The sequence below is a fragment of the Gemmata sp. SH-PL17 genome (assembly GCF_001610855.1).
In the GTDB taxonomy this organism is placed as follows: domain Bacteria; phylum Planctomycetota; class Planctomycetia; order Gemmatales; family Gemmataceae; genus Gemmata; species Gemmata massiliana.
The window spans coordinates 6249251-6273183 of sequence record NZ_CP011271.1 but is presented as its reverse complement, the minus strand read 5'-3'; the positions used below and the strand labels follow the sequence as shown (position 1 = coordinate 6273183).

Below are 23933 nucleotides of genomic sequence, written 5' to 3'. Positions count from 1 at the left end.
GCACAACTTTGGGGGCACTCCGGGGGAACACAAGTTGTAACTTTTTCACTGGGAGCGATTCAACCCGACTTCTGAGGGACGCGAAATGCGGCAGTTCGGCACGTCGGTCGCGGTAATTCTCCTCCTGGCAAGCACATCTGCGGCCGAGCCGCCGAAAGCGGCCGAGGTGCTCGCACAGCGGTACGAACTCGGCCAGCGCCTCAAGCGGTTCGAGCAGGAGTGGGAGAAACAGGACAACCCGACAGCGCGCAAGCGCGCCCTCGCGCACATTCAGAAGCTCACCGAGCAGTTCCTGACGTTTCAGTTCGGTGAGGTCGCGCGGGCGCTCGATCGGGCCGGGTTCGCGCTCACCTCGGACGAAGAACCGAGCGTCACGCGACAATGGGCCTGGAGCCTCTTCGCGGTGCCCGAACTGCGCGTCGTAGACGGCAAGGCGCAGGAGTTGACCGTTACGATTAAGCAGTTCTACGTGCCGAAGTGCGATGTCCCGAAAAGTCCCGAGGTGCAGTTCTGGTTCACCGATAAGCAGATTACCACGCTCCGGCCCGACACGTTCCCGCACACGCTCAAGGTGCCGCTCCCGCCGCTCGGTGAGTTTGTGGGGCTGGACCGCAGACTGTACTTCATGGTGGAAAGCGGGCGCGAGATCCGCCGTACCGCGATCGGCATTTCGCAGATCGCGGACCTCGATGCACGTCTGGCCGCGCTCAAGAAAGCCATCGCGTCGTGGGAGGCGATCGACACGATCGAGAAGGCGACCGCTCGTGATCGCGCCGAACTGCTGACCGAACTGGTCGGCGGAACCGCGCCCGAAACGGATTTGCCGGCCGCGGACCTGCTCAAGAACGCGGAAACGATGCTCGACGGCAAGCCCTTCTTCACGTCGGCGAAATCGGGACAGTTTTGGCTCTCCGTACCGACCGACGCGAAGAAATCGGTCCCGACACGGATCTTCGTTCTGAGGGGGCTGGACCCCAAGAAGCCGGTTCCGGTTGTGGTCGCGTTGCACGGCGCTGGTGGGTCGGAGAACTTGTTTTTCGAGGGCTACGGTGCGGGGCAGATCGTGACCGAGTGCCGCAAGCGCGGGTGGGTGCTGGTCGCCACGCGCAGCGGGCTGAATTTCAGTAGCGCGCCGCCCGTTCCCGCGATTCTCGATCAGCTCGCGAAGCGGTACGAACTCGATCCGAAGCGCGTATTTGTGATCGGCCACTCGATGGGTGCGACGCAGGCCGTCGGGTTAGTGCGACAGCACCCGGACCGGTTCGCGGCCGTGGCCGCGCTCAGTGGCGGTGGCTCTGTGAAAGACGCCAAGGCGTTCGCGGACCTGCCGTTCTTCATTGGCGCCGGCGAAAAAGACTTCGCGCTCACCAGTGCCCGCGCTTTGAACAAGGCGCTCGTGGCGGGCGGCGCGAAGAACATCACCTACAAGGAGTACCCGCACGTCGAGCACATGGTGATCGTGCGCGAGGCGCTCGCGGACGTGTTCGCGGTGTTCGACAAACGAGCGAAGTGAATCACTTCTCGAAGTCGTAAACCGTTACCCGAACGCCGCGCCCAAGGAGGTGCTCCAGAACGAGCGGCTCGACCTTCGACCAGTCGCCGCCCGCGAGTCCGCACCCGATGCGCGGCATGTGAACGGACGCGCCCAGTTCGAGTGCTTTTTCTGCAACCGTCCTCAGACCGGCGGTGATGGCATCGTACCGCACCGGCGGACCGGAGCTGCCCGTTTTCGTGCCGCGCTGCCCGATCAGGTTCGCGACCCAGATGTACGGCTCGACTTGCACGAACTGAACGGCACCGAGGGCGAACCCGTCCCGCGCCGCGAACCACGCCCGGTACGCGGACTCTGGTTCGCTCCAGCGGCGAGAAAGCGCGAGCACGAACCCCTTTCCCCACCCGCCAACGTCGTTACAGACGTGGCAGATAAGTTTGGTCCCCTTCGCTTGCGGACAGGTCGCGTCACCTTTGAGATAAGTGATCCCGCTCATGGCGTTCCCCTAATCGCGTGCGATCAAGAAGGACGAGACTCCGCGGGTGCGGGTTCGCGGTGGGTCGGCGCCACCCCGAACGAGGCGGCGTTGTCCCCCGGAAGCAAATCCGGGATGATGGGCGAGAGTACCCGCGGGAGCGCGTTGGTGACGTTCAACCCGTGTCACCACGCTGCCCTCATTGAGCCGATTCAGCACATCCTCGAGGTCATCATGAGCGCCCTCACGGTAGTTCTCCTCAATGCGTGCCTGCCCCTTGCCGCGCCCGTCCCGCACGCGGAACAACTGGCGTCGCTTCCCGAGGTCGCCAAGCGGCTCAGGGCCGGGGGACCGGGCGACACGCTGATCGAGGCGGGCGTGAAGCGGATCGCCGCTGTTCCGGCCGCGCAGTTGACGGACGAACTCGCCTTTCTGAGTGCCGTCGCTGACCGGCGGTTGCCGGAACTGCGACTGCGGAGGGAACTCGGAGACGTGGCCGAGATCCTGGAACGGAAATATCGAGACGACCCGGACGCGCTGCTACGGGTTCTGCTCCTGAAGGCCGATCTGTACCGGGATTGTCTATCGGACCGGAAAAAGGAGAGGGAGATTCTGGAGAAAGCAGAGGCCCTCCAAGCGGACCTTCAGGCGCGGCAGGCGGTGTCCCAGCTCACCGTTTACTTCAAACTCGGAGAAAGTTCCCTGGGCGCGGTCGACCCGAAATCGGGAACCACAAATAAGGCGCGCGAGTACTACGCGAAGGTAATCGCGTTCGAGTTCCCGGCCCGCCCCACCAACCCGTACTACGGTGAGTACCAGGCCGCGTACACCAAGGCCGCGTGCCGCCTCGTGGAAATGTCAACGGACACGGAACTGAAGAACTTGCGGTTCCACCCCTTCGCCTTCGAGATGCTGGCAAAGCACTATCCGGACAAAGTCAAGCTCATCAGCAACGAGAATCCCTGGGTCGCGGAGTTCAATGCCCGGGTCGAACGGTGGCTCGAACTCGAGGCCAAGAACTTGCCCCAGGACAGCCCGATGCGCGTTCACTTCGCGTTGGTGCTGGAGCACCTCCGCAAGAACAAACCGTAACCGGTCGGCGAGGTGGACCGGGGCGCTTTATTGGGACCGCAATAGGACCGAGTGCGGGTGCGAATCGTCTGTTCTTCTGGAGCGACCGATGAGGGCCGCTACAGAAGCCACCGAACCAATAGTGCGTCAGACGAGTTCCTTGATCGGTTGGGCGCTCCCTTCCACGAGGTACTGCGGGCGGCCGGTGAGGTCCGCGAGCGTGGCCTTGTCCGCGTCGATCCCGAGGTTGTGGTAGAGCGTCGCGAACAGCTCGCCGAACGTGACCGGGCGCGACGCCGCTTCGCCCGCGATCCTGTCCGTGCTGCCGATCACCTGCCCCGTTTTCATCCCGCCGCCCGCCATGAGCGCGCAGTTCACCGCGGGCCAGTGGTCGCGCCCGACTTGCGCGCTGATCTTCGGCGTGCGCCCGAACTCGCCCATCACGATGACGGTGCAGTCCTTGTCCAGCCCGCGGTCGTGCAGGTCTTCGACCAGCGCGCTGACGCACTTGTCGAACGGCGGGAAGTCTTCCTGTTCCCGGAGGAAGATCGAGTTGTTCGCCCGGCCCTCGGCGTTCATTCCGCCGTGCCAGTCCCACTTGCTGTAGTTCAGCGTGACGACTCGCGCCCCGGCTTCGATGAGGCGCCGGGCCATGAGCAGGCTCTGGGGCACGCGGGGCGCGCCGTTCGCGTCCATGAAGACCTTCGGGTCGCCGGTGCCGTACCGCTCGACCACGCGGAGCGGCTCCTTCGAGAGATCGAGCGCCTCCGCCATGCGCGACGACGTGAGCAGCCCGAACGCCTGTTCGGTGAACGAGTCCATCGCTTTCAGATCGCCGGACGAGTCCCGGTCGCGGCGCATGTCGTCGAATTTCTTCAGCAGCGATTTGCGGTCCGCGAGCTGGTTCACGGTGACGCCGCGGAGGATCATGTCGTCGCGGGTCGGTCCCATCGCGCGGAACGGCGTGAGGGCCGGTCCCAGGAACCCCGGTCCCGGCTCGTTGTACGGCCCGTGCGTGCAGGTGTAACAGAGGCTCACGAACGGCGGCACGGCGGGATCGGCCGGCCCCTGTAACTTCGCGACCGCGGACCCGAACTGCGGCCACCCGCCGGCGGGCGTCGGCTTCTTCGGGTCGAACCCGTTGTACACCTGGATGGCGTCGTGATCGGCCTGGTTGCCGACGAGCGAGCGCACGACCACGAGCTTGTCCATGATCTTCGCGAGGTGCGGGAGCGCCTCGCAAATCTGGATGCCGTTCACGTTGGTCGGGATGGGCTTCCACGGACCCGCGACCTCTTTCGGCGCGTTCGGCTTCAGGTCGAACATGTCCTGGTGCGGCGGCCCGCCGACGAGGTAAATGAGGATCACCGACTTGTGCGGCGAGCGAACCCCGGCCGCGGCTTCCGCGCGGAGCAAGTTCGGCAGCGTGAGCCCGCCCAACCCCAGCGCGCCGATTCTCAGGAACCCGCGACGCGGAATGAGATGAGGCGCGGGTGGTACGAGGGACGCGGTGCGTGCGGACATGGCTTGGCTCGCGTTGGGTGGGAACGCTACGGCGGGCTGTAAACGAGAGGCAGGAGGGAGTGAGAACAGTTTCTACGAGGCCGAGTGCCACGTCAACGGCTTTTCTGGCTGAGTTCGGGATCGTTTGGTGTGGAGATAGGTAAGCGTGAGTGCCAACGAGCGGGTGGGGTTGTACGGCTGCCAGAATCGCTTCTGATCGCTCGGCAGAGTTTCGGACCGAGCTGGGATCGGGTACGCTGGGAACGAGCTTTGCAGTAGCACCCAGAGCCGCGCACGGGTCGAGGTCACCCAACCGGTGATTGTGCGGATCGCGCGAGCGTGGTGCTGAAGCGCCTGCCTGCAAACGGGCTTCGTCCGAGACGGAAGAGATGGGCCGAAATCGATTGCGGGCGCGAGTGCGTTACACCAACTCCGGGATCGAGGTGCCTCATGGAAGCATCCGTGATCGAGAAGTTCGTCGAAGATCTGGACACCGCGTTCAAAGCGGGCGACCCGCGCGCCGCGACCAAGGCATCCGAGACCTCGTGCGTAGAAGCTTTGCAGGGCATGTACCGAGCGGCCGTCCGAGGGGACATTGCGGCGTTCCTCGGGGCACTCGCCGAGGACGTGGAGATGGAAAACGTCGGCCCGGAATCGATCCCGTTCGTGGGGCGCTGGAACGGGCGAGAGGCCGTGGCTGCGGCAGTGGCGCGCAACTTCGCCTGGCTGGAGGACCAGCGGCCCGAGGTTCTGACCGTGGTCGCGCAGGGCGACACCGTGGTGGTACACGGACACGAGCGCGGCCGGTTTAAACCCACGGGGCGCCCCTACGCGATGCACTGGGTGCAGCTCTTCACCATGCGGGACGGGTGCCTCGTGCGGTTCCGGCAGGTGTTCGACAGCGCCCAGATGGTCGACGCCGTGGCAGAGTGGAAGCCACAGTAGCTCGGATCGGAGCTTTCCGAGAGAGAAACGCTATTGTCGCCTTAAGACACTCACGAGTTTCACCATGATTTGGCCATTCCGCCGGCGCGATTCCGATACCCCTTCATCCCTACCCCGCTCCCGTCCCGCACAACTTCGGATCGAGTCTCTGGAAGATCGGAGCGTTCCCGCGGTGGTGGTGAGCGCCACCGGTACCAACTTCTTCCCCAACCCGTTCGGGGGCGGCCCCTTCTTCCCCTTCGACAACTTCACGGGCACGGTCCGGTCCGCGAGCGGGGACGTGAACGGAGACGGAGTCGCTGACATCATCACCGCACAGGGCGTCGGGACTGGGAGCGCGTCGCGCATCCGGATCTTCGATGGGGCCTCGTCCCGGTTCCAGTCGCGTGCGGTAGTGATTGCGGACTTCTATGCCTATTCCAACGTTCCCGACGCGAGCCAAACGCCCGGGTTCGCCGGGGGCGTGTTCGTCGCGTCCGCGGACCTCAACGGCGACGGGTTCGCCGAGGTCATTACTTCGCCGGGAACGGGAGCCAGCGGGCACCTCAAGGTGTTCAACTTTAACAACGGGGCGGGCGGGTTCCTGGGAAGCGCTCCGAGCCTGCGTGCGAGCTTCTTCGCGTACCCCGGCTTCCTGGGCGAGATTCGAGTTGCCACTCTGGACCCGGGCAGCGGCCAGTTACCGTTACTCGTCACTGCGTCCGGCGCGGGCACCACGCAGTCCGACATTCGGCTCTACACCAATGCGTTCAACATCGGTTCGGTCGCGTCGGGTACGCTCGTGGTGCCGGCCGTGCAAATGTTCCCGTACCCCGGATATTTGGGGGGCGTGTCGATCGCGGGGGGCAACGCGGGGCGCTTGTTCGTGTCCCCGAACGTTGGACAGGCGCAAGTGACCGAGTTCGACCTGAACGCGCCCGTCGGAGGCCCGATGACGCTTTCGCCGGGCGTCACGCTCTCGACCGGGTTCAATGCTCCGTCGGACGCGCGCCTGGGAGTGTCCGACGTCAACGGGGATAACGTGCCCGACGTGCTCACCTCGTCCATCGGAAAGAACGCGACCGGCGCTATTTCGATCTTCTCGCTGAGTACGGACGCGCTCAGCCCCCTCACCGGTCTGTTCGGGTTCCAGGGGTTCGGGTTCTTCGGGGATTCGTGGGTGGGCTAGCGCATTCGGGCAGTGATAACGGGTGTTGGTGGAAGGGAGTCCGCAAACGAGCTCCCTCCGTTGCTACAGTGCCCCTGAGAACTGGCACCATTTCACGGTTCCCGACGCGGAGACGCCGCATGCTGATCGCGCTAGCCTCCCCACGAGTCGCGTCCTCGGTTGAGGACGGACTGGAAAAGACCAAACAGTGCTTGGCCGACGCTGCGGCTCGTGGCGCGGAGATCGTGTGCTTCCCCGAAGCCTATCTGCCGGGGTTGCGGGGACTGGACTTTGAGGTGCCGCCCTTCGACCGAGAGCAGCAAGAACACGTTCTCCGCGTCGCGTCGGCGTGGGCGCGAGAGTACAAGATCGCCACGATCCTCGGGATGGAGTGGCACACGGACGCGGGCCGACACATCGCGGCCGTCGTCGTGAATGCGGATGGAGAAATACAGGGCGTTCAGACCAAAAACCAACTCGATCCGTCCGAAGAGCCGCTGTACGTTCCCGGGCGCACCCGGCGCCTGTTCGAGGTCAACGGCCTCAAGTTCGGTGTGGTGATCTGTCACGAGGGGTTCCGCTACCCCGAAACGGTCCGGTGGGCAGCGGTTCGCGGCGCCAAGGTCGTGTTCCACCCGCACTGCACCGGCAGCGACAAAACGGGACCGCAACTGACACAGTGGGGGGCGACGGATGCGCCGTACTACGAGAAGGCGATGATGATGCGCAGCCGGGAAAACACGATCTACTTCGCCAGCGTCAACTACGCCTTCCGCCACCAAGAATCGGCAACCAGTCTCATCGCGCCGTCGGGCGAGTGCCAGGCGCATCACCCCTACGGTCGGGACGGCGTACTGGTGCAGGACATCGATCCGGATGCCGCTACGGGACTGCTCGCGTCCCGGTACGCACCGGGGCGATATCAGGAATCCCGCGCCGAGTGAACGCGAGTGAATTTTTTGCGTCCGAAAGGGAAGTTTTGTTTTTATGTCCATTGTGGTCGCGTGTATAATTGCGATATGCCCGGGCGAACGGCCGGCGTAAGCCGGCTGACAAACGATCGCAGTGTGTTTAGGCGAACGGCCGGCGTGAGCCGGTTGGTGGAAGTGGTCACGTGGATCGAGACTCTCACCACACCGGCGAGAGCGCGGTCCGTGGCTGCCACCAGCTGGCTCGCGCCGGCCGTTCGCCTAAGCGCCGTAACCGACCACCCAAATACCGATGCGGGTCGTGCGAAATGTTAGCCGTGGAACGGGCAACAAAAGAGCGAAAGTGTCAAAACGCCGGAGATTTTGGAGATTTTTGCTCGGAACGAGGCTTTGCGGCCCAACTTGTTAGCAAATGTTAGCCACGGAATCGGAGGGCGTTTCGGGCGACATTGTTACGGTCTTTTGTCGTTGTGTTAGGTCGCGGTCCGCTGATAGTCTGACTGCTGGAAACCCCGCGAGGTACCCACATGCTGAAGACGATTTTCGGTTTCACGGCTCTCGCCGCACTGGTCGTCGGCACGTCCCTGCCGCGTTCGACCGGCGCGGACGATCCGCCCAAACCGGAAGAACTGCCCGAGTACCCGTTGCTCGACAAGAAGAACACGGCCAAGGCCGTTACACCGGACGAAAAGACCATCGTTGCTGAACTGGCGCCCGACGGGGACAAGAAGAAAATTGTTCGCATCGGGATGATCTGTGAGGTGTGCTTGCGCGAGGGGGCGCTCGAACAGTTCCTCTGCAAAAAGGGCACGAAGGAGCACGAAGCGATCGTCCGCATCGACCAGGACGCGGAAATGGTTCACCTCGCGCTCCTCGCGGCCGGTGCGAAGGTCGGCACCCCCACGCAGTTCGTGAACGCCCAGACCGGCTGCCCCGAGTTCAAGGCCGCGACCGGCAGCAAGGTGAACGTGTCCGTTCACTACAAGCACAAGGGCAAGCTGCACACCCACCCGGCGCAGGACTGGATCTGGGACACGAAGAAGAAGGCCCCGATCGAACACACCTGGGTGTTCGCGGGCAGCCAGTTCATCAAGAACCCGGACGACCCGAAGGCCAAGCCGTTCTACGGGGCCAACAGCGGCGACATCTTCAGCATCTCCAACTTCCCGTACTCGACCCTGGAGATGCCGGTCCAGATCAGCAAGGACGAGGCCCAACTCACTTACGAGGCCAAGACGGACAAGATCCCGCCGCTCGGTTCCAAGGTGTGGGTGATCCTCGAAGTGGTCGCGGAGAAGAAATGATCGAACGGACGTTTGGTGCCGCGTTCGGTCCGCTGGGCCGGTGATTCGCGCGGCACCAAACACCTGCGTTTTCTGCCAACGGCGGCCCGATCTCTCCGTTAGAACGTCGTTGCGGCGCCGTTCTCGATTCGCTATTCTGGGCTGAATACAGAATCGGCAATCCGCCGCCGCGGGTGCGTCGTCATTCCGTTAGCCGCCATTCCGCCCGCGAACGACTCTCGCCGCGGGAACCCCAGTCGCAGAGGGGCGCATGTCTATCCCGATTTCGTGTGCCGGGTGTAAATCCACGTTTGAAGTGCCGGACAATTTGGCCGGCAAGACGATCCGCTGCACGTCGTGCAAGGCGCAGATGACGGTACCCGAAGCACTCGAAGTGGCCGGGAAGAGACCGTCCGCTTCTGCTGCCAAAACCGCGCCGCAGAAGTCGGCTGCTAAAGCTGTTGTGGCAGATGATGACGAGGACGACGTCAAAACTAAACCGGGGAAGGGCGGGGGCGGTGCGAAGAAGTCCGGTATCGTCGGCTCGACCCGGAAGCGCCGGGACGACGATGATGACGACGATGACGACGATTACAAGCCGGCCCGCAAGAAGGGTAAGAGCCAGAACGGTTCTGGGGCGATGATCGCGATCGTCGCAGCGGGCGTGGTCGGGCTGGCTGCGATCGCGGGCGCGGGGATCTGGTTGCTTTCCGGCGACAAGAAAGACGAAACCGCGGCCAAAAGCGACAGCACGAGCAACTCGTCCACCCCTCCCGCGAACTCCGGGAGCATGATGCCCGGTGGCCCGGGTGGGCCACCGGGCATGCCCGGACGACCCGGTGGCCCCGCCGGTGGTGGTTCGAGCGGCGGACCGCCGGGCGGGCCACTGCCTCCCGGTGGTCCCGCCGGAGGAGGTTCGAGCGGTGGTCCGCCTACTTCCGTGTCACTTCCCCCGGGCGGTCCTGCCGGCGGGGGTTCGAGTGGCGGTCCGCCGGGTGGGTTACTCCCTCCCGGTGGTCCCGTCGGTGGTGGTTCCAGTGGCGGACTGCCTGGTGGCCCGGTTTACGGTCCGGGCGGCATGAGTCCCGGTCCCGGTGGGGCGATGCCCCCGGTGCCCCGGGACGCCCCCCGGGCGCGCCCGGCTCTCTGATCCCAGGTGGCCCGGCCGGCGGCCCTCCCGGTCAGCGGCCCCCCGGGGGCGCTAGTATCGGTGAGGGGGTTCTTGATCTCACCAAGGAACAACTCGGAACCCCGGGCGAATGGGCTACTTACAAGGGCGAAGGTTACACCGCCGAGTTCCCAGGTACGCCAGCCGCGGACACAAAAACGGCCCCCGCCGGACCGCTCGGCAACGTCAGTGTGAAGCTCGCCGTACTCGGAAAGAAGGGCGAATTTGCTCTGGCGATCGGGACAATGGATCTGCCGTTCGCGCTCGACCAGACCGCGGCCCAGCTCGCGCTGAAACAAGCCTTTGACGTGCCCATTCCCAATGTGAAGATCCTGAACCCGCGAGAGGTTACGGTTGACGGGTTCGCGGGGCGCGAGGGCGAGATCGAAGTAGCCGGAGTCGCGCCGGGCAAGATGCGGTACGTGATCGCGAAGAACCGCGTGTTTTACGTGTTCAGTGTGAGAAAAGCGGGCGCGGACGAAACCGACGAGCAGCGGTTCCTCAACTCGTTCAAGATCACTTACAAGGGCGACGGGGTTCCGAGCGCCCCAACCCCCTGGACCGGTGACGGGAACCTGAAGGCGAAGATCGATCCCTTTTACACGGCCGCTTTCGATGTGGAGAAGAACGAAGTTTTCACGTTCGATGTGCGCGTCATTACCTCGGGCCAAAGCCAACAGATTAAAGGGTGGCTCCGGCGCTACACGTACCCCGATTTCAAGAAAGTTTCGATCCACCGGGTGCCCCAACTCAGCTCGCGCGCCGTCGTCGACGGCAAGGGCGGGTTGCTCTACACCGCGACGATCACGAACCCGGGGGTCACAACCAAGCAGAGCCAGTACGACAACGCATCGGCCAGCGGCGACGTCGCAATTTACGACCTGAACGCACTGCGCGACGGGAAAACGGCCGACGGAAAGGCGCTGGACGAAAAGACCGAACTGAAGCCCGTCGCGACGCTGACGGTCCGCCACACGATCAACGCCATTGAACTATCCGAGGACGGCAAGAGCCTCTACGTCCTGACGACCCACGGGGCGCCGAAAAAGGTGTCAGAAATCGTCGCATACGACACCAGCACGCGCAAGGAAACCGCCCGCAAACAACTGCCTGAACCCGCACGGGACATGACGAAAGCCGCTGACGGCAAGAGCTTTATCGTCATGGGTGACTACTCCGTGAAGAATAAGACTTCGGACGTTCTGTTATTCGACATCGCGACGATGACCCCGCAGCCTTCGACCTCGTTCCAGGGGCCTGTACTCGATGTGGCCCCCGCGACTAGCGGCGGCATGCTGGTGACCGTAGCCCGGCTGGACACACCGGCGCTACCCGCGGGCGGACCAGGTGGGCCGGGAGGAGGTATCGGTGGGCCTCCGGGCGGACCGGGTGGCCCGGGCGGTGGGCCTCCCGGTGGCCCGGGCGGTGGGCCTCCCGGTGGCCCGGGCGGTGGGCCTCCCGGTGGCCCGGGTGTCGCTCCTTTCCCTGGCGGTCCCGGCGGGGGCGGACCTCCGGGTGGTGGGGCGCCCGGGTTCCCCGGCGTTGGTGGCCCGGGCGGACCCGGGATGATCCCCGGTGGGCCGGGCGGACCTGGGGGCGGCCCCGGCGGTGGGCGTCCGGGCGGCGGACAGAACAACGGAGGGAACGCGGCTCCGCAGATCCAATTCAAGATGTTCATGCTGAAGGGCAGCACGGAAATGGACCTCGGCGTGGGCGCGCGGTCCGCGAATGGGGGGTACGCCGAGTACGACCTCGCGAACAAGAGGCTGTTCGTGTCGTCGTTCCGGGGCAACGGTCTGGACGTGTACGAGGTGACCGACGCTGACGCGGCCAACGGTTTGAAACTGAAATCGTCGATCCGCACGGTCAAGAACGAGTCGGTCCAGGGGCATTTCTTTATGGCCCCGGACGGTAAGGCACTGTTGTTCCACAACGGTATGGTCATCGATCCCGACAACGTGGGGGGCGGAACCCCGGGTGTGACCAACAGTGGTGGGAACTCTGGTTTCCCCGGCTTCCCGGGTGGTGGACCGGGAAATCCCGGCGGAAATCCCGGATTCCCTGGTGTGCCTCCAGGGGGTATTGGTGGCCCGGGGATGCCTCCAGGTGGTTTCTCCCCTCCCGGTGGACCTGGCGGTATTCCGGGGATGCCTCCCGGCGGGCTGTCGCCCGCGCCTGGGGCGATTCCTGGAAGTCCTCCTGCCGGTCCCGGCGCTCCGGGAGGGTTTCCGATGCCTCCAGGCGCTGCGCCCCCGGGGGCAGCACCGGGAGTTCCTGGAAGTCCGCCGGGTAAACCGCCTGCTCCCGGATCGCCTGCCGCTCCTACTACTCCGGGTGCTCCCGGAATGCCCGTCGATTAGGGCAAAGCAATGAAAAACGAAACCGCCCCGCTCAAAAGCGGGGCGGTTTTTGTTTTGTGCGGGATTAATGTTACTTCACTTCGACTTTGTCTTCCCGGAACCGGTAGCCGATGCTCCGCACGGTCTCGATCAGGTCCGCCGACCCGCCCGCTTTCGTGAGCTTCTGGCGCAGCGTCTTGATGTGAACGTCGATGGTCCGTTCGAGCACGATGGAGTTGTCGCCGATCGCGGCTTCCATCAGTTGCTTGCGGCTGAACGCGCGGCCCGGCTGCCGGACGAGGCACTCCAGGAGTCGGAACTCGGTGGGCGTGAGGTCGAGAGCTTCGTCGCCGTAGGTGACGCGGTGCCGGATGCGGTCGATCTTCACGCCACTGTAGTCGGTCACGTCGCCCGGTTCCCCCTGGCCCTGGGCGCGGCGCAGAAGTGCCTTCACCTTGTGGAGCAAGATCTTGTTGGTGAACGGCTTACCCACGTAGTCGTCGGCGCCGAGCGAGTACCCGACCACCTGGTCGGTTTCCTCGGTTTTGGCGGTGATCATGATGATCGGCATGTCCCGGGTGCGCTCGCCGGCGCGGAGCTCGCGGCACACGTCCAGCCCGTTCATCCCCGGCAGGTTCAGGTCGAGCAGAACGACGTCGGGTAGCGTGGTTTGGGCCTTGCGTAGCCCCTCCAGTCCGTCGTTCGACACCGTGACCTCGAACCCTTCCTTGTTGAAGTACCAGGTGAGCGACTGGGTCAGCCCGCGCTCGTCCTCAATGATCAGAATCCGCGGTTGCGCCATCGGGGTTCCCTCGTGCGTAGCGGACGGCCCGCTCTGGAGCGTGGGGGCAATTCCGGGGCGCGGGAAGGTAGGGGTCGCGATCACGATGTTGGTTCCCGTGGGTACGTTAAGCGGTCCGACATCTAACGCTAGTTTACCCGGAAAACGGACTTTGGGTGCGGTGGAGTTGTAGTTATGGGGTGTGAAGAACGAGTAAAGGACGGGTGAAGTGCTGTAGAGAACTGTCTATTCGTATGACAGGAACTGAAAAGCCCACCCGGACCGTCCGGGCGGGCGCGATCGACCGCGGAAACCCGTGCGGCCGGTCAGTCGTTGGCGTTCACCTCGCCGCCGCTGCGGGTCGCGAGCGCGAGCAGCGCGTTCGCCGTGGCACTGTCGCGCAGCAGACGCACGCTCCCGTCGGCCATGCACACGTTGGCCCCACCGGTGTGGAAGCTGTAAAAGAGGAAGCCCCATTCGTTGGAACTGTTGATCTTCATCGGCAGCCCCGTGTTCGGTCCGGGCGCCGAGTTGCTGTTGTTGCACCACTCGATGCGCTGGCCGATTTCGTAGGGGTTATCGTTCGTCGCCCACGCGCCACCACGCGCCCTAGCACACGACGCGGCGTTCTTGTCCGTTTGTGCTTTCGCGACGAGCTTGCCCAACCGGTACACGTCCTCGCGCCCGGCACACTCGGCGAACAGGATCGTGTTCGAGGTACCGTCGCCGATCGACGTGATCCGCGTGGTCCCCTCCACGATGTCGCGCAGCACGCCGCGCCCGTCGCTCGCGGTCAGTCCGAGTTCGGAGTACAGGGCGGCGCTGGCCCCCTCGACGGCGAAGTAGTCCGTCGTCGAGCCGATCTTGTTCTGAACGGCCGCGGATTCGAGCTTGTTCTGGAGGCGCGGTTGGTTCGGCGTGGCCGGGCAGTTGAACACTTTGAAATAGGTCTGAGCCGTGGTGCCGTTGGGAATGGTGACACCGACGTTCGGGGCGGCTTCCCCCGTGGTGCGCCACCAGTTCTCGTTCAGGTTGTAGTACGCGCCGGACACGGCGTTCGCCTGTTCGAGGTGCGGGAGCAGGTCGGGTGCCCAGCTCCGTTGCGGGAGCGTCGTTCGCTTCGACGCGGGGAAGTAGCCGTAAGCACTTTCGTAACTGTGTGCGGACAGCCCGAGTTGCTTCAGGTTGTTCTGGCAGCTCATACGAGCGGCGGCCTCTCGCACTTTCTGTACCGCGGGGAGCAGCAGGCCAATGAGGATTGCGATAATTGCGATCACGACCAGTAGTTCGATGAGCGTGAACCCGTGACGGGCACGCGGCACCGAGTGCGGCGAATAACAGCAGGGCATGGCGGAAGTCGGTCCTTTCTGGGTTGGAGGCTTGGCAACTCGACTTTAGCAACCCCGGTGCCGTATCGGAATCGAGCGTTTCTCATGAGATTCCGGTCGTGCGGTATGGATCGATGGGCACAGAATGGCCACGTGTGGTTACGTAGCGCTCGCGCCGGTGCTCGGTTGAATTGCGGTTGGGGCTGGGTAAGATGAACGGATACACAGGACGGAGACCGCGATGGTCCAGCGGAAATACCTCTTCCCCAACGTGATCGAGCTGAACCTCCAATCGAGCCAGTCGTTCGGGGTGAACCTCTACCTCATCGACGGCGGTACCGAGTGGGCGCTCATCGACGTGGGGCAGGACGACACGCTCGGCGAGGTGATCGAGCTGATCCGCAAGCTCGATTTCCCGCTCTCGAAGTGCAAGATGCTGATCGCCACGCACGCGGACGCGGACCACGTGCAGGCGCTCGCCGCGGCGCGCGACCGGCTGAAGGCGAAAACCGGCGCGCACCCGCGCGCCGCGGTCGCGCTCGAAGCCGGTGACACGGTGCAAACGTTCGCGCGGATCACGGCGCAGAACATTGACATGCCGATGCCGCCGTGCAAAATCGACGTGAAACTGACCGAGGGCGACGAGATCAAAGTCGGCAAGCTGAAGCTGAAGGTCTGGCACACGCCCGGCCACACGCCTGGGCAACTCAGCTTCAGGCTCGGGAACCTGCTGTTCAGCGGGGACAACATCTACAAGGACGGCTGCGTGGGCGCGATCGACGCCCACCACGGCTCGCACCTGCCGAGTTTCATTTCGTCCCTCACGCGCATCCGCGACGACGACGCGGAGTTCCTCCTGCCCAGTCACGGCCCGGTTTTTCGGAAAGACCCCGCGATTCTCCAAAATGCCATCGACCGGCTGACGAAGTATCAGCACATGGCCGACTTCGGCACCTGCACCGTTTCGTGGCCGCTCGAGGAAGAGTGGAAGCGGGACATCCTCGCGGGGAAGATGCCGGAGCTGTGAGCCGTCGGCTTCATTTCCGGGGGCATCATGATTCGCTGGGCAATCAAACACTCTCTGTACGTTGCCGCACTGGGGTTCGGGGGAATGGTTGCCTGGGCGGTCGCTCGCCCCACGGTCGAAGGTTCCGGTCATGCGGTTACCGAAGAACGCTCGATCGGTTCCGTGTCCGAGGTCACGCTCTCGGGCGTCGGTGACGTGACGATTAAGCAGGGTGACGTGGCTTCTCTGCGGGTCACCGCGGACGACAATATCCTGCAGCTGCTCGTATCCGAATCGAATGGGAACAAGCTCCGCCTCTCGACGCGCTCCTCCTCGATGCGCCCCAAAACGAAGATCGCGTATGTGGTCACGGTTCCGCAACTGGATAACCTCAGCGTTTCCGGTGCGGGCAACGTGACGGTCGAGAAGTTCACCGGCGACGACCTGAAGGTGAAGCTGTCCGGCGCGGGTACCGCAACGCTGCGTGACGTGAACTACAAGGAACTCACACTGGACCTGAGCGGCGCGGGGAAGGCGACCGCGACCGGCACCGCGACGCGGACCATGTTCAAGCTCTCCGGGGCGGGCAAGATCGACGCCACGGGCTTGCAATCCACCTCTGGGGAAGTGCGCGTGTCCGGTGCGGGGTACGCAAATGTGTGGGCAGCGCGTGAGTTGAAGGCCAACGTTTCGGGTGCGGGCGGTGTCCGATACAAGGGCACCCCGCAGCTCGAACAGAAGGTGAGCGGGGCCGGGAGCGTCCGCCCACTGGAATAACTCACATCGAGATGCGTTCGACGAACAGGGGGCAACCGCCCCCTGTTCGCGTTTTCGTACTCTATCACGAGGGGCACGCGCTCCCACAAACACGTGAGGTTCGCCATGAAGATGGGCTTGGTCGGGTTCGCGGGGACCGGCAAGAGCACGGTATTCGAGTGGCTGACCGGCGAGAAACCGGACCCGTCGAAGGTGCAGCAGGGGCAGACGGCGATGGCCGACGTCCCGGACGAGCGGCTCGCCAAAATCGCGTCGATTCTCAAACCGAAAAAGACCACCTACACGAAGGTCGCGGTACTCGACACGCCGGGTCTGATGGTCGGCGAGCAGAAGGACAACGCGCGCCGGCTCGGGGTGATCCGCGAAGCGAACGGCATGGTCATCGTGCTCGACGGGTTCTCGCGCACCGATTTCGCGGACCAGCTCAAGAAGTTCCGCGAGGAACTGCTGTTCGCGGACCTCGAAGTGGTGTCGAACCGCGTGCCGAAGGTCGTGGCGGGGTTGAAGAAGGCGAAACCTGCGAAGGAGCGCGAGGCAGACGAGGCCGAACTCGCACTCCTTCAGCGGGTGGTGGCCGCGTTCGAGGCCGGAACGCCCGCGTCGGCGATCGGGCTGACCGCGGACGAAGACAAGGCGCTTCGCAGTTTCCAGTTGCTCACACTCAAACCCGAAATCGCGTTCGTGAACCGCGGTGATAGCGGGTTCAATGATCCGCTGCCCGCGGACTTGCTCGCGCTCGAACCGCACACGGTGCAGGCCCCGGTGAAGCTGGAGAACGAACTGCTCGCGCTGGGCGACGAGGACCGGGCGACCTTCATGGCCGACCTGGGCGTGACCGAGTTCCGGCGCGACGCGACCGTTCGCGCGATGTTCTACGGCGTGGGCCGCGAGGCGTTCTTCACGGTGGGCGAGGACGAGTGCCGCACGTGGTCGATCCCGAAGGGGTGCGAAGCGGTCGAAGCGGCCGGGTGCATTCACAAAGACCTGAGTGAGAAGTTCGTCCGCGTGAACGTGATCGGGTACGACGATTTCGTCGCGTGCCACTACTCCGAGAAAGAGGCCAAGACGAAGGGACTGAACCGCACCGAGGGCAAGACCTACGTCGTGAAGGACGCCGACATCTTGCACATTCTCGCGAGCAGTTGAGCGACTGCGGTGTGCGCTTGTGGGCCGAATGCGCAGTTCGGCCCCGGGCGCCTCAATGCTAACATTTGCTAACATTCCCGGACCCTCACTTGTTAGCGGTTCGGCGCAAATTGATTGTTATTAACAAGTTGAAAAATTCTAATATTTGTGATATTATCGCTCGCGTTAGCCTCGTTTCCTCGTAACGAGCCGCGCCCGCAAGGGAGCGGGGCTTTCCGTGCGTGGAATCGGGACGACAAACGGGAGTCCCTCCCGCTCTCTTGCGGGCGCGGCTCGTTCGGCCGCTACGGGTGTGTTGGGTGCCAACACACCCGTAGCGGGGTCGTGCATCGCGTTCCGCGCACCAAAAAAGCGGTCGGCGTGTTTCGGCTGGTAAAGGTTCCTGTGCTTCGCAGCTCCAGTTCTTCACCAGCCGGGACACGCCGGCCGTTCGCCAGATTCGAGTTCTGGGGGTAGTGTGGGTTCTGTTCGGTCACCCTCCAAAACCTTCACTACTCCAAATCATACGCGAGTGGACAAAGGAATACAAGTGGATGTGCACCGTCACCAGGGGAGAAAAGCGCAGAGGAACATTTCATGACCGGCACTCGAAGGCGACGTTGGGGGTACATCGACCAAACCGGGCGCGTGGGGATCGATTTCCGCTTCGATAACGCGAGCCAGTTCAACGAAGGGTTGGCGCTCGTGAAAGTCGGTGGGCTGTCGGGGTTCATCGACAATACCGGCGAAACTGTCATTGAACCTCAGTTCGGCGATGCGTCGCAACCCTTTTTCGATGGCCTTGCTATGGTCCAGGCTGCGACAGGGAAGTGCGGCTACATTGATCGATTCGGCCGGTACGAAATCGAACCGGTATACGACTGGGCGTGTCCATTTTCTGAGGGCATTGCTCTGGTCCGGGTCGCCGGCAAGTACGGCTACATCACCAAGAACGGCACGTTTCTCGTGGAACCGCGGTACGAACACGCCAACTCCTATTCAGAAGGTCACGCAGGGGTGTACGACGGAGACCGTTGGTACGTGCTCAATCGGAGCGGAGCAATCGCGTTCGGTCCGTTCGGCTCAGCCGGTGAGTTCAGAGAGGGCGTCGCCAACGTGTGGCACGAAGGAGGGGAAGCTCTACTACGAAGCGACGGCACCGTGGTTTCTCCGCGGGGTGTCGATTGGCTGAGCCAGTATTTCTCATGCGGCCGGATTGAATTCTCGCGATCGGATAAATACGGATACTTGGACCGTGATGGGAATGTGGTAATACCGCCCATGTACGATGAGGCATCGTTTTTCCAAGAAGGCTTGGCGGGTGTGAAGTTGAACGGTCGGTGGGGCTACATCGATACGAGTGGTGCGATGGTCATCGAGCCACGCTTTGACAAAGCTAGTTTCTTCAAGGAGGGAGGGCTCGCCTACGTCGAAGTTCGCGGGAAATCGTGTTACATTGACCGCAGCGGCAATGTGGTGTTGGAGACCAGTTTCATCAAAGGCGGGTTCCCATTTCGCGAGGGGCTCGCGCCGGTGTACGTTGACGTGGGATAAGTTCAAATTCGGTTAGAGCGAGCAGCCGGAGGTCAACTTCTCCGGAGCCCCATTCGTGTCGATCAAGCGCGCGGGACAGCGGGGCGATGCATTCACAGGGATGAGACGTGACTCCCGACGGGCGGTTTCGCAACTGCGAAGCGCCGGTTCTGGCGGCTCGCAATCGTGTCAAATCGCCGAAAAGCAAGTCAATTGACAGTACGGTGATCGCGGCAGTTACAGCCCCCTGGGTGAAGAATTCCACTTCGCGAGCATCAAAACAGATGAAAAAAGAAAAAAGTAGAATTGACGTTCATGAGAATTCGGTAATGATGTGCTTCATTACTGGGGTAGAGTTCTAAGTTGGCGACTCGCAAAACGGTGGCCCTCGCAACCACCGATCTCCACGTCAACACCTCTCCTACCCCGGATTTCTCTCCAGCGCGTCTCATTCGGTCCTTTTTGTCCCGTCGGTAGCACCGGCGTTTGGGACCGTATGGTCGCGCGGACTCGATCACATTTCTCTCATCCGGCTCGTGTCCCGTTTTGGAGACTCGTCATGCTCTCGGTCCGTCCTGTTTCGCTCCGCCGCGCCTTTACACTGATCGAACTGTTAGTGGTGATCGCAATTATTGCGATCCTCATCGGTCTGCTCCTGCCGGCCGTTCAGAAGGTCCGCGACGCGGCCGCGCGGATGACGTGCCAGAACAACCTGAAGCAAATTTGCCTCGGATCTCACAACTACGAAAGCGCCAACGGCCGGTTCCCCCCGGGCAACCTGGGCGGGAACTCCAGTACCGGCTTCTGGGGCGGGCAGTCCGTGGGGTCGCTGTTCTTCATCCTGCCCTACATCGAACAGGACAACCTGTTCAAACAGTTCACGGGCCAGTACTCCCTGGAAACGACCGTGGCCTTCCCGTCGAGCGGGGGCGTCAACTGGTGGAGCGCCAACCCCGATTTCAGCCTCTCGTACACCAAGGTCAAGACCTTCAAGTGCCCCTCGGACCCGGTCACCACCGCCACACAGACGACGAACGGGGCGATGATTCTGGCGATGGCGGACCCGTCGGTCGCCGGCGGCACGAATGCGTGTACCTACGGTTGGTTTTCCGGGGGGAGTGCCTACGACATCGGCCTGACCAACTACACCGGTGTGGCCGGCGCGATCGGTGATAACGGTCACCCGTCGTCGCCGTCGGACGGCCCGGGTATCAATCTGCAGAAGTACCGTGGGATCTATTACAACCGCTCAAAGACCACCATCGTCTCGATCACCGACGGCACGTCGAATACGCTCGCCTTTGGTGAAGGATTGGGGCGCTCCGTTGGCGCAACGACACCCGACTTCGCTTGGTCCTGGCTCGGTATCGGGTCCATGCCGACGAAATTCGGTATGCAGTCGGCCACCGCGGGTTCGGGCGGGAGTTCGGCTAGTGTGCCGCTGTGCTTCGGGAGCACGCACACGGGCGTCGTCAATTTCGCAATGGCCGATGGAGCCGTTCGCACCCTCCGTCAGGGGAGCACTGGTGTCCGCAACCCGCTCCCGGCCGGAGGCGACTGGATGGTCTACCAACAAATGTCCGGGGCACAGGACGGAGACGTCTTCAGCACGGGCCAAATCGGTAACTGATCGCGCGCTAGCCAATCGTGCCGTTGCAGATCAGGCGCTCCGGTTCGGAGGGAACCGGACGCCCCTCCTTATTTCTTGCAGAGAACTTGCACTCTACGGAGAACTCGATGAGACAGTGCGTTTTGAAAATTGCCTGCTTTTTTGTGCCCGTCGTCTTGGTCGTCGGTTGCGAAAAAAAAGAAGCAGCTCTTCCGACTAAACTGGATCAACCTTTACCCAAGGTGGCCGGTTCCGATGGGGGGCCGAAAACGACGCCCGGAGCGGGGGGCAAAAAGGCGCCGACGCCCGGTGCCGCGTCCGATTAGCCAATCGACAACCGAATCGCAGATGAGATGTCTGCCACGGGCGCAATGTGACGACGTGGGTCGCGCCACGATGGTGCTGCCCACGACTACTGATGGCTCGCGTATTTTGGGCGCAACGAGCACCACGAAGGCGGCCTGGAACGCATCGTCCGCGTCGGTGGCGTTACCCAACACGCGGCGGCACATGCCGAGGACCAGTGCGGCGTGCCGGCGCACCAGTACCGCGAACGCGGCTTCGTCCCGGTGTTCGAGGAACCGGCCGAGCAGTTCACCGTCCGGGGCCGTGTCCGGGTTCAGGCGGGCCGCAACGCGGCGCAGCCCGGTCGAAACGGTCGTGGTCATGCGGGCCTCGCGGGTGGATCCTGCCCTACTGTTCCCGCGCGGAGCGAATCCGTCGATGAAAAATGTGGGGACGTGCAAAGAGCACATGGGGACGAAGCCCCGCGTGCCCATTTGTGACCGTGCCGTTACGGTTTGCGGAGGAGGAGGGCGTGCTCGAACCGCGGGCGGTCGCGGAACGCCTTGGCGGTCGGGCCGTGGAAGTGCGGGCGGGCCTGTGACGCGCGCGCGGCCGGGTACAGTCCGCACACGCGGCTGACCTCTGCGACCACTTCGTCGGCGCGGATTGCCACGTCGCCGACGGCCGAATCCGCCATCATGATGACGATCGGCGCGTTTGGCGAAAGCACGCGCATCACCGAGCGGAAGAAGCGTTCGAGTTCCTTACCCCAAGTGATGCGCGCGTTCTCGGGCTTCATCCGCGAGTACGCGGTTCGTGAACCGATCTCCCCGCGCGCGAGGGGGGTGGGATCGAGTCCGAGCCAGCGCAACCGCAGCGCGTGGTGCGAGAGGTAATCGTAAGTGGCCGCGTAGGGCGGCGACGTGATGACCGCGTTCACCGGACCGGGCGGTACGCGCTTCAATTCGGTCGCGTCGTCCAAAAGTGCCGTTGCGATCGGGGTCGGGCGCGGGAGCAGGTTCCCGAGTACCGCGAGTCGGGCGGCGAGGTCTTGCGCCTTCTGCACGAACAAGCGCGCGGGGAATCCGGCCGCGGTGCGCCGCGGGGCCGTACCCGAGGTCGTGTCGCCCGACTTGCGCGAGAGCTTCACCAGTACCGAGGACAGCACCAGTTCCAGGTCGGTGCGGGCGGGATCGTCGCGCAGCGATTCGATCTTCGCGCGGAGCGAATCGAGTTCGAGCAGAACGTGCGGCTCGAACAGGGCCATGTCTTCCGCGGAGAAGCGCCGACTCGCGCCGGTTTTGGCCTTCCGCCGGGTGTTGGCGTGGTCCGCGCACTCCTCGGCCCGGGTCGCGAAGTGCGCGAGGTCGCCGGGCGTGCGCGGGCGCGTCTTGCTGGCCGCGAGTCGCACCGCGATGGGATTTAGATCCGTACCGACCGCGCTCCGCCCGGCGATGAGCGCTTCCACGAGTACCGTTCCGGACCCGCAGAACGGGTCGAGCACGCGGCCCCCGGCGGGCACGAACGCGGTGACGAGCCGCGCGGCCGTGGCGGGGTGCATGCGCGCGGGGTACGTGTGGAACCCGTGGACGTGCGCGCGGGCCGGTTCGTTGTCGTCGTCCGTGGCCGGGGGAACGGTGAGCGCGCGGGCGAGCCGGTCCGCGTCGGCGCGGTCGCCCTCGGTGTCGATCGCGCCGCCCACGTGGGTCAGTGCCCGGCGGCGGTTCGGCTCGCGCGCGGGGCGTTTGTCGTGCCGGTCGTTCACTTCTTCAGCATCTCCAGCGCGTCGGTTTGTTCGCGCTCAAATCTCTTGGTGAGTCCGGGAATCAGTGCCTCGCCCACGTTCTTGAACCGCACGAGCTTGCCGTCCTTGTCCTTGCGCCCGCGCTCTGCGTACACGGCGCGGATGATCGCCTCGTCGGTCACGTCCTCGATCTTCGCGTCCTTCAGCAGCGGCTTCACCGCGGTCACGATGACGTCCGTGTTCGGCCCGTGGTGAACCGCAACCGACCACACCACGTCGCGGATCGCCGCGCTGCGCTTGGTCACGTCGAGCTTCAGATCCCGTTCGAGCCGCCGGACCTGCGGGTCGTAGTGCGTTTCCTTGATGAACGTGTGCTCGTTGGCGTGGAGCGCCTTCGGGTCTTTCGCGGCGAGTTCCTTCCACTTCTTGGTGAACTCGTCGCTCCCGCCCTTCAGCCCCTTGAACTCTTCGGGGTAGTACCGCTTAACGAACTCGTCCGCGCGGCCGATCTTCGACGCGAGTTGGTACGTGCCGTATGACACCCCGCCCGGGTCGCCCTTACCGGTGGACACGGTGCCGGGGCCGCGCCCGCCGGACTCGTACTTCTCGGACAGCTTGCCGAGCGCTTCGTCCGCGGCCCGCGCGCCCGGCGCGCCCGCGAGGAGTAAACACGCGGTAAACAGAACGTGGCGCATGGGGCTTCTCGGGTTGGCGTTCCGCGCTCAGTAGTTGTTCTGCGGAATTGCGGCGCCGATTCGAGTGGCGCGAGTCAAACTCGCGCCGGCTCGCGTGACAAGAATTGAAGGGAAGGGGACCGGAATTGATGTGGGAGCGGACCGGCTCGCCGTTGCAACGATGGCCCCGGTACCGTCGCAACGGCGCTGGTTAGACGCTTACCGTTCGTTCGGCCGCGGGTTCGAGCGCTGGAGTACGAACGTGCAGGTGTTCGTGGGTTTGTTATTGCCCGCGTTGTTCGCGTTATTTGCGTTGTCCGTGCTGTTCGCGTCGTGGACGCACAGCGAGAAGAAGTCCTGCGTCAGCACGTACACGCCCACTTTTGCGATCGGCTTGTCGGACGGGTTCCCGCCGGCGGTCTCGGACACCTTGAGCGTGCCGTTCGGACCGAATTCGAGCTTCAAGGTCACGGCCGTTTTGCCATCCTTGCCGCTACACGTGATGGTGTCACCCTTGGCGGTCACCGTCATGTTTTTGGCGTCGGCGAGCGCCTTGCCGTCCCGCTCCGCGCAGAGGACGGTCCAGTTGCCGTCGAGCGAGATCGCGGGCGCTGCGGCGCTGCTGGCCCCGGGCTTGTCATCGGGCGTGACGGCGAAGAAGGCCGCGTACAGAAGCATCGTGAACATGTGCGTGCTCCGTGCGTCGAGAGAGGTGTTCC

The 23933-nt window shown here is 63.8% G+C and carries 21 protein-coding genes; 13 read left to right on the top strand and 8 right to left on the bottom strand.

All coding sequences use genetic code 11. The features are described 5' to 3' along the window. The first annotated feature begins 85 nt into the window (after window positions 1-85). Window positions 86-1513, top strand: coding sequence for an alpha/beta fold hydrolase (locus VT84_RS25805; RefSeq protein WP_082841518.1), 1428 nt, complete (start codon window positions 86-88; stop codon window positions 1511-1513). A 1-nt stretch (window position 1514) separates the two neighbouring features. Here the strand turns inward: VT84_RS25805 and VT84_RS25800 are convergent, their stop codons facing one another. Then, window positions 1515-1988, bottom strand: a complete 474-nt coding sequence (locus VT84_RS25800) for a macro domain-containing protein (RefSeq protein ID WP_082841517.1) — start codon at window positions 1986-1988, stop codon at window positions 1515-1517. Window positions 1989-2078: 90 nt separating this feature from the next. Here VT84_RS25800 and VT84_RS25795 point away from each other — a divergent pair, with 90 nt between their 5' ends. Beyond that, window positions 2079-3059: a hypothetical protein gene (locus VT84_RS25795; RefSeq protein ID WP_157469828.1), complete on the top strand. Its 981-nt coding sequence runs from the start codon at window positions 2079-2081 to the stop codon at window positions 3057-3059. 126 nt (window positions 3060-3185) lie between these two features. On the opposite strand, the gene VT84_RS25790 is transcribed toward VT84_RS25795, so the two are convergent. After that, window positions 3186-4562, bottom strand: a complete 1377-nt coding sequence (locus tag VT84_RS25790) for a DUF1501 domain-containing protein (protein WP_052560149.1) — start codon at window positions 4560-4562, stop codon at window positions 3186-3188. Window positions 4563-4991: 429 nt separating this feature from the next. Here VT84_RS25790 and VT84_RS25785 point away from each other — a divergent pair, with 429 nt between their 5' ends. The 6 genes from VT84_RS25785 (at window position 4992) to VT84_RS40245 (ending at window position 12373) form a co-directional block, all read left to right on the top strand. After that, the gene (locus VT84_RS25785; RefSeq protein WP_082841515.1) at window positions 4992-5486 is read left to right on the top strand and encodes a nuclear transport factor 2 family protein; all 495 of its coding nucleotides are present in this window, start codon (window positions 4992-4994) and stop codon (window positions 5484-5486) included. A gap of 64 nt (window positions 5487-5550) precedes the next feature. Further along, window positions 5551-6654 (top strand): FG-GAP repeat domain-containing protein, encoded by a 1104-nt coding sequence (locus tag VT84_RS25780; protein WP_157469826.1) that lies wholly within the window; start codon window positions 5551-5553, stop codon window positions 6652-6654. Window positions 6655-6773: 119 nt separating this feature from the next. Beyond that, the gene (locus VT84_RS25775) at window positions 6774-7577 is read left to right on the top strand and encodes a carbon-nitrogen hydrolase family protein (RefSeq protein WP_082841513.1); all 804 of its coding nucleotides are present in this window, start codon (window positions 6774-6776) and stop codon (window positions 7575-7577) included. A gap of 512 nt (window positions 7578-8089) precedes the next feature. Further along, window positions 8090-8866 carry a YdjY domain-containing protein gene (locus VT84_RS25770; protein WP_052560153.1) on the top strand — a complete coding sequence of 259 codons (777 nt, stop codon included), beginning with the start codon at window positions 8090-8092 and terminating at the stop codon, window positions 8864-8866. Window positions 8867-9116: 250 nt separating this feature from the next. Next, window positions 9117-9995, top strand: a complete 879-nt coding sequence (locus VT84_RS25765) for a hypothetical protein (RefSeq protein WP_082841512.1) — start codon at window positions 9117-9119, stop codon at window positions 9993-9995. Between the two features lie 209 nt (window positions 9996-10204). Further along, complete coding sequence (locus VT84_RS40245; RefSeq protein WP_204249645.1) at window positions 10205-12373, top strand: hypothetical protein; 2169 nt, start codon at window positions 10205-10207, stop codon at window positions 12371-12373. 70 nt (window positions 12374-12443) lie between these two features. Here the strand turns inward: VT84_RS40245 and VT84_RS25755 are convergent, their stop codons facing one another. Continuing rightward, a complete protein-coding gene (locus VT84_RS25755) occupies window positions 12444-13154 on the bottom strand; it encodes a response regulator (protein WP_052560155.1) in 711 nt (236 codons plus the stop codon). A 305-nt stretch (window positions 13155-13459) separates the two neighbouring features. Beyond that, complete coding sequence (locus tag VT84_RS25750; RefSeq protein WP_052560156.1) at window positions 13460-14482, bottom strand: DUF1559 domain-containing protein; 1023 nt, start codon at window positions 14480-14482, stop codon at window positions 13460-13462. A 220-nt stretch (window positions 14483-14702) separates the two neighbouring features. Between VT84_RS25750 and VT84_RS25745 the strand changes: the two genes are divergently transcribed. From VT84_RS25745 to VT84_RS25725, 5 genes are all read left to right on the top strand, one after another. Beyond that, window positions 14703-15488 carry an MBL fold metallo-hydrolase gene (locus VT84_RS25745; protein ID WP_052560157.1) on the top strand — a complete coding sequence of 262 codons (786 nt, stop codon included), beginning with the start codon at window positions 14703-14705 and terminating at the stop codon, window positions 15486-15488. A gap of 27 nt (window positions 15489-15515) precedes the next feature. After that, window positions 15516-16244: a head GIN domain-containing protein gene (locus VT84_RS25740; protein WP_052560158.1), complete on the top strand. Its 729-nt coding sequence runs from the start codon at window positions 15516-15518 to the stop codon at window positions 16242-16244. A 105-nt stretch (window positions 16245-16349) separates the two neighbouring features. Continuing rightward, a complete protein-coding gene (locus VT84_RS25735; RefSeq protein ID WP_052560159.1) occupies window positions 16350-17390 on the top strand; it encodes a DUF933 domain-containing protein in 1041 nt (346 codons plus the stop codon). A gap of 576 nt (window positions 17391-17966) precedes the next feature. Then, window positions 17967-18923 carry a WG repeat-containing protein gene (locus tag VT84_RS25730; protein WP_052560160.1) on the top strand — a complete coding sequence of 319 codons (957 nt, stop codon included), beginning with the start codon at window positions 17967-17969 and terminating at the stop codon, window positions 18921-18923. Between the two features lie 538 nt (window positions 18924-19461). Beyond that, window positions 19462-20532: a DUF1559 domain-containing protein gene (locus VT84_RS25725; protein ID WP_052560161.1), complete on the top strand. Its 1071-nt coding sequence runs from the start codon at window positions 19462-19464 to the stop codon at window positions 20530-20532. A gap of 212 nt (window positions 20533-20744) precedes the next feature. Here the strand turns inward: VT84_RS25725 and VT84_RS25720 are convergent, their stop codons facing one another. The 4 genes from VT84_RS25720 to VT84_RS25705 all read right to left on the bottom strand — a co-directional run bounded on the left by VT84_RS25720 (window position 20745) and on the right by VT84_RS25705 (window position 23901). Continuing rightward, the gene (locus VT84_RS25720; protein ID WP_052560162.1) at window positions 20745-21179 is read right to left on the bottom strand and encodes an RNA polymerase sigma factor; all 435 of its coding nucleotides are present in this window, start codon (window positions 21177-21179) and stop codon (window positions 20745-20747) included. A 125-nt stretch (window positions 21180-21304) separates the two neighbouring features. Beyond that, window positions 21305-22561 (bottom strand): DNA methyltransferase, encoded by a 1257-nt coding sequence (locus VT84_RS25715; RefSeq protein WP_052560163.1) that lies wholly within the window; start codon window positions 22559-22561, stop codon window positions 21305-21307. Then, entirely contained in the window at window positions 22558-23235 is a 678-nt protein-coding gene (locus tag VT84_RS25710) for a hypothetical protein (RefSeq protein ID WP_052560164.1), read from the bottom strand. The genes VT84_RS25715 and VT84_RS25710 overlap by 4 nt, the downstream gene beginning before the upstream one ends. Window positions 23236-23433: 198 nt before the next feature. After that, a complete protein-coding gene (locus VT84_RS25705) occupies window positions 23434-23901 on the bottom strand; it encodes a hypothetical protein (protein WP_052560165.1) in 468 nt (155 codons plus the stop codon). Between the last annotated feature and the right edge of the window lie 32 nt (window positions 23902-23933).

Coding starts and splice junctions, on each gene's coding strand:
- VT84_RS25805 (WP_082841518.1), top strand. CDS start 86: ATGCGGCAGTTCGGCACGTCGGTCGCGGTAATTCTCCTCCTGGCAAGC.
- VT84_RS25800 (WP_082841517.1), bottom strand. CDS start 1,988: ATGAGCGGGATCACTTATCTCAAAGGTGACGCGACCTGTCCGCAAGCG.
- VT84_RS25790 (WP_052560149.1), bottom strand. CDS start 4,562: ATGTCCGCACGCACCGCGTCCCTCGTACCACCCGCGCCTCATCTCATT.
- VT84_RS25785 (WP_082841515.1), top strand. CDS start 4,992: ATGGAAGCATCCGTGATCGAGAAGTTCGTCGAAGATCTGGACACCGCG.
- VT84_RS25780 (WP_157469826.1), top strand. CDS start 5,551: ATGATTTGGCCATTCCGCCGGCGCGATTCCGATACCCCTTCATCCCTA.
- VT84_RS25775 (WP_082841513.1), top strand. CDS start 6,774: ATGCTGATCGCGCTAGCCTCCCCACGAGTCGCGTCCTCGGTTGAGGAC.
- VT84_RS25770 (WP_052560153.1), top strand. CDS start 8,090: ATGCTGAAGACGATTTTCGGTTTCACGGCTCTCGCCGCACTGGTCGTC.
- VT84_RS25765 (WP_082841512.1), top strand. CDS start 9,117: ATGTCTATCCCGATTTCGTGTGCCGGGTGTAAATCCACGTTTGAAGTG.
- VT84_RS25755 (WP_052560155.1), bottom strand. CDS start 13,154: ATGGCGCAACCGCGGATTCTGATCATTGAGGACGAGCGCGGGCTGACC.
- VT84_RS25750 (WP_052560156.1), bottom strand. CDS start 14,482: ATGCCCTGCTGTTATTCGCCGCACTCGGTGCCGCGTGCCCGTCACGGG.
- VT84_RS25745 (WP_052560157.1), top strand. CDS start 14,703: ATGGTCCAGCGGAAATACCTCTTCCCCAACGTGATCGAGCTGAACCTC.
- VT84_RS25740 (WP_052560158.1), top strand. CDS start 15,516: ATGATTCGCTGGGCAATCAAACACTCTCTGTACGTTGCCGCACTGGGG.
- VT84_RS25735 (WP_052560159.1), top strand. CDS start 16,350: ATGAAGATGGGCTTGGTCGGGTTCGCGGGGACCGGCAAGAGCACGGTA.
- VT84_RS25730 (WP_052560160.1), top strand. CDS start 17,967: ATGACCGGCACTCGAAGGCGACGTTGGGGGTACATCGACCAAACCGGG.
- VT84_RS25725 (WP_052560161.1), top strand. CDS start 19,462: ATGCTCTCGGTCCGTCCTGTTTCGCTCCGCCGCGCCTTTACACTGATC.
- VT84_RS25720 (WP_052560162.1), bottom strand. CDS start 21,179: ATGACCACGACCGTTTCGACCGGGCTGCGCCGCGTTGCGGCCCGCCTG.
- VT84_RS25710 (WP_052560164.1), bottom strand. CDS start 23,235: ATGCGCCACGTTCTGTTTACCGCGTGTTTACTCCTCGCGGGCGCGCCG.
- VT84_RS25705 (WP_052560165.1), bottom strand. CDS start 23,901: ATGTTCACGATGCTTCTGTACGCGGCCTTCTTCGCCGTCACGCCCGAT.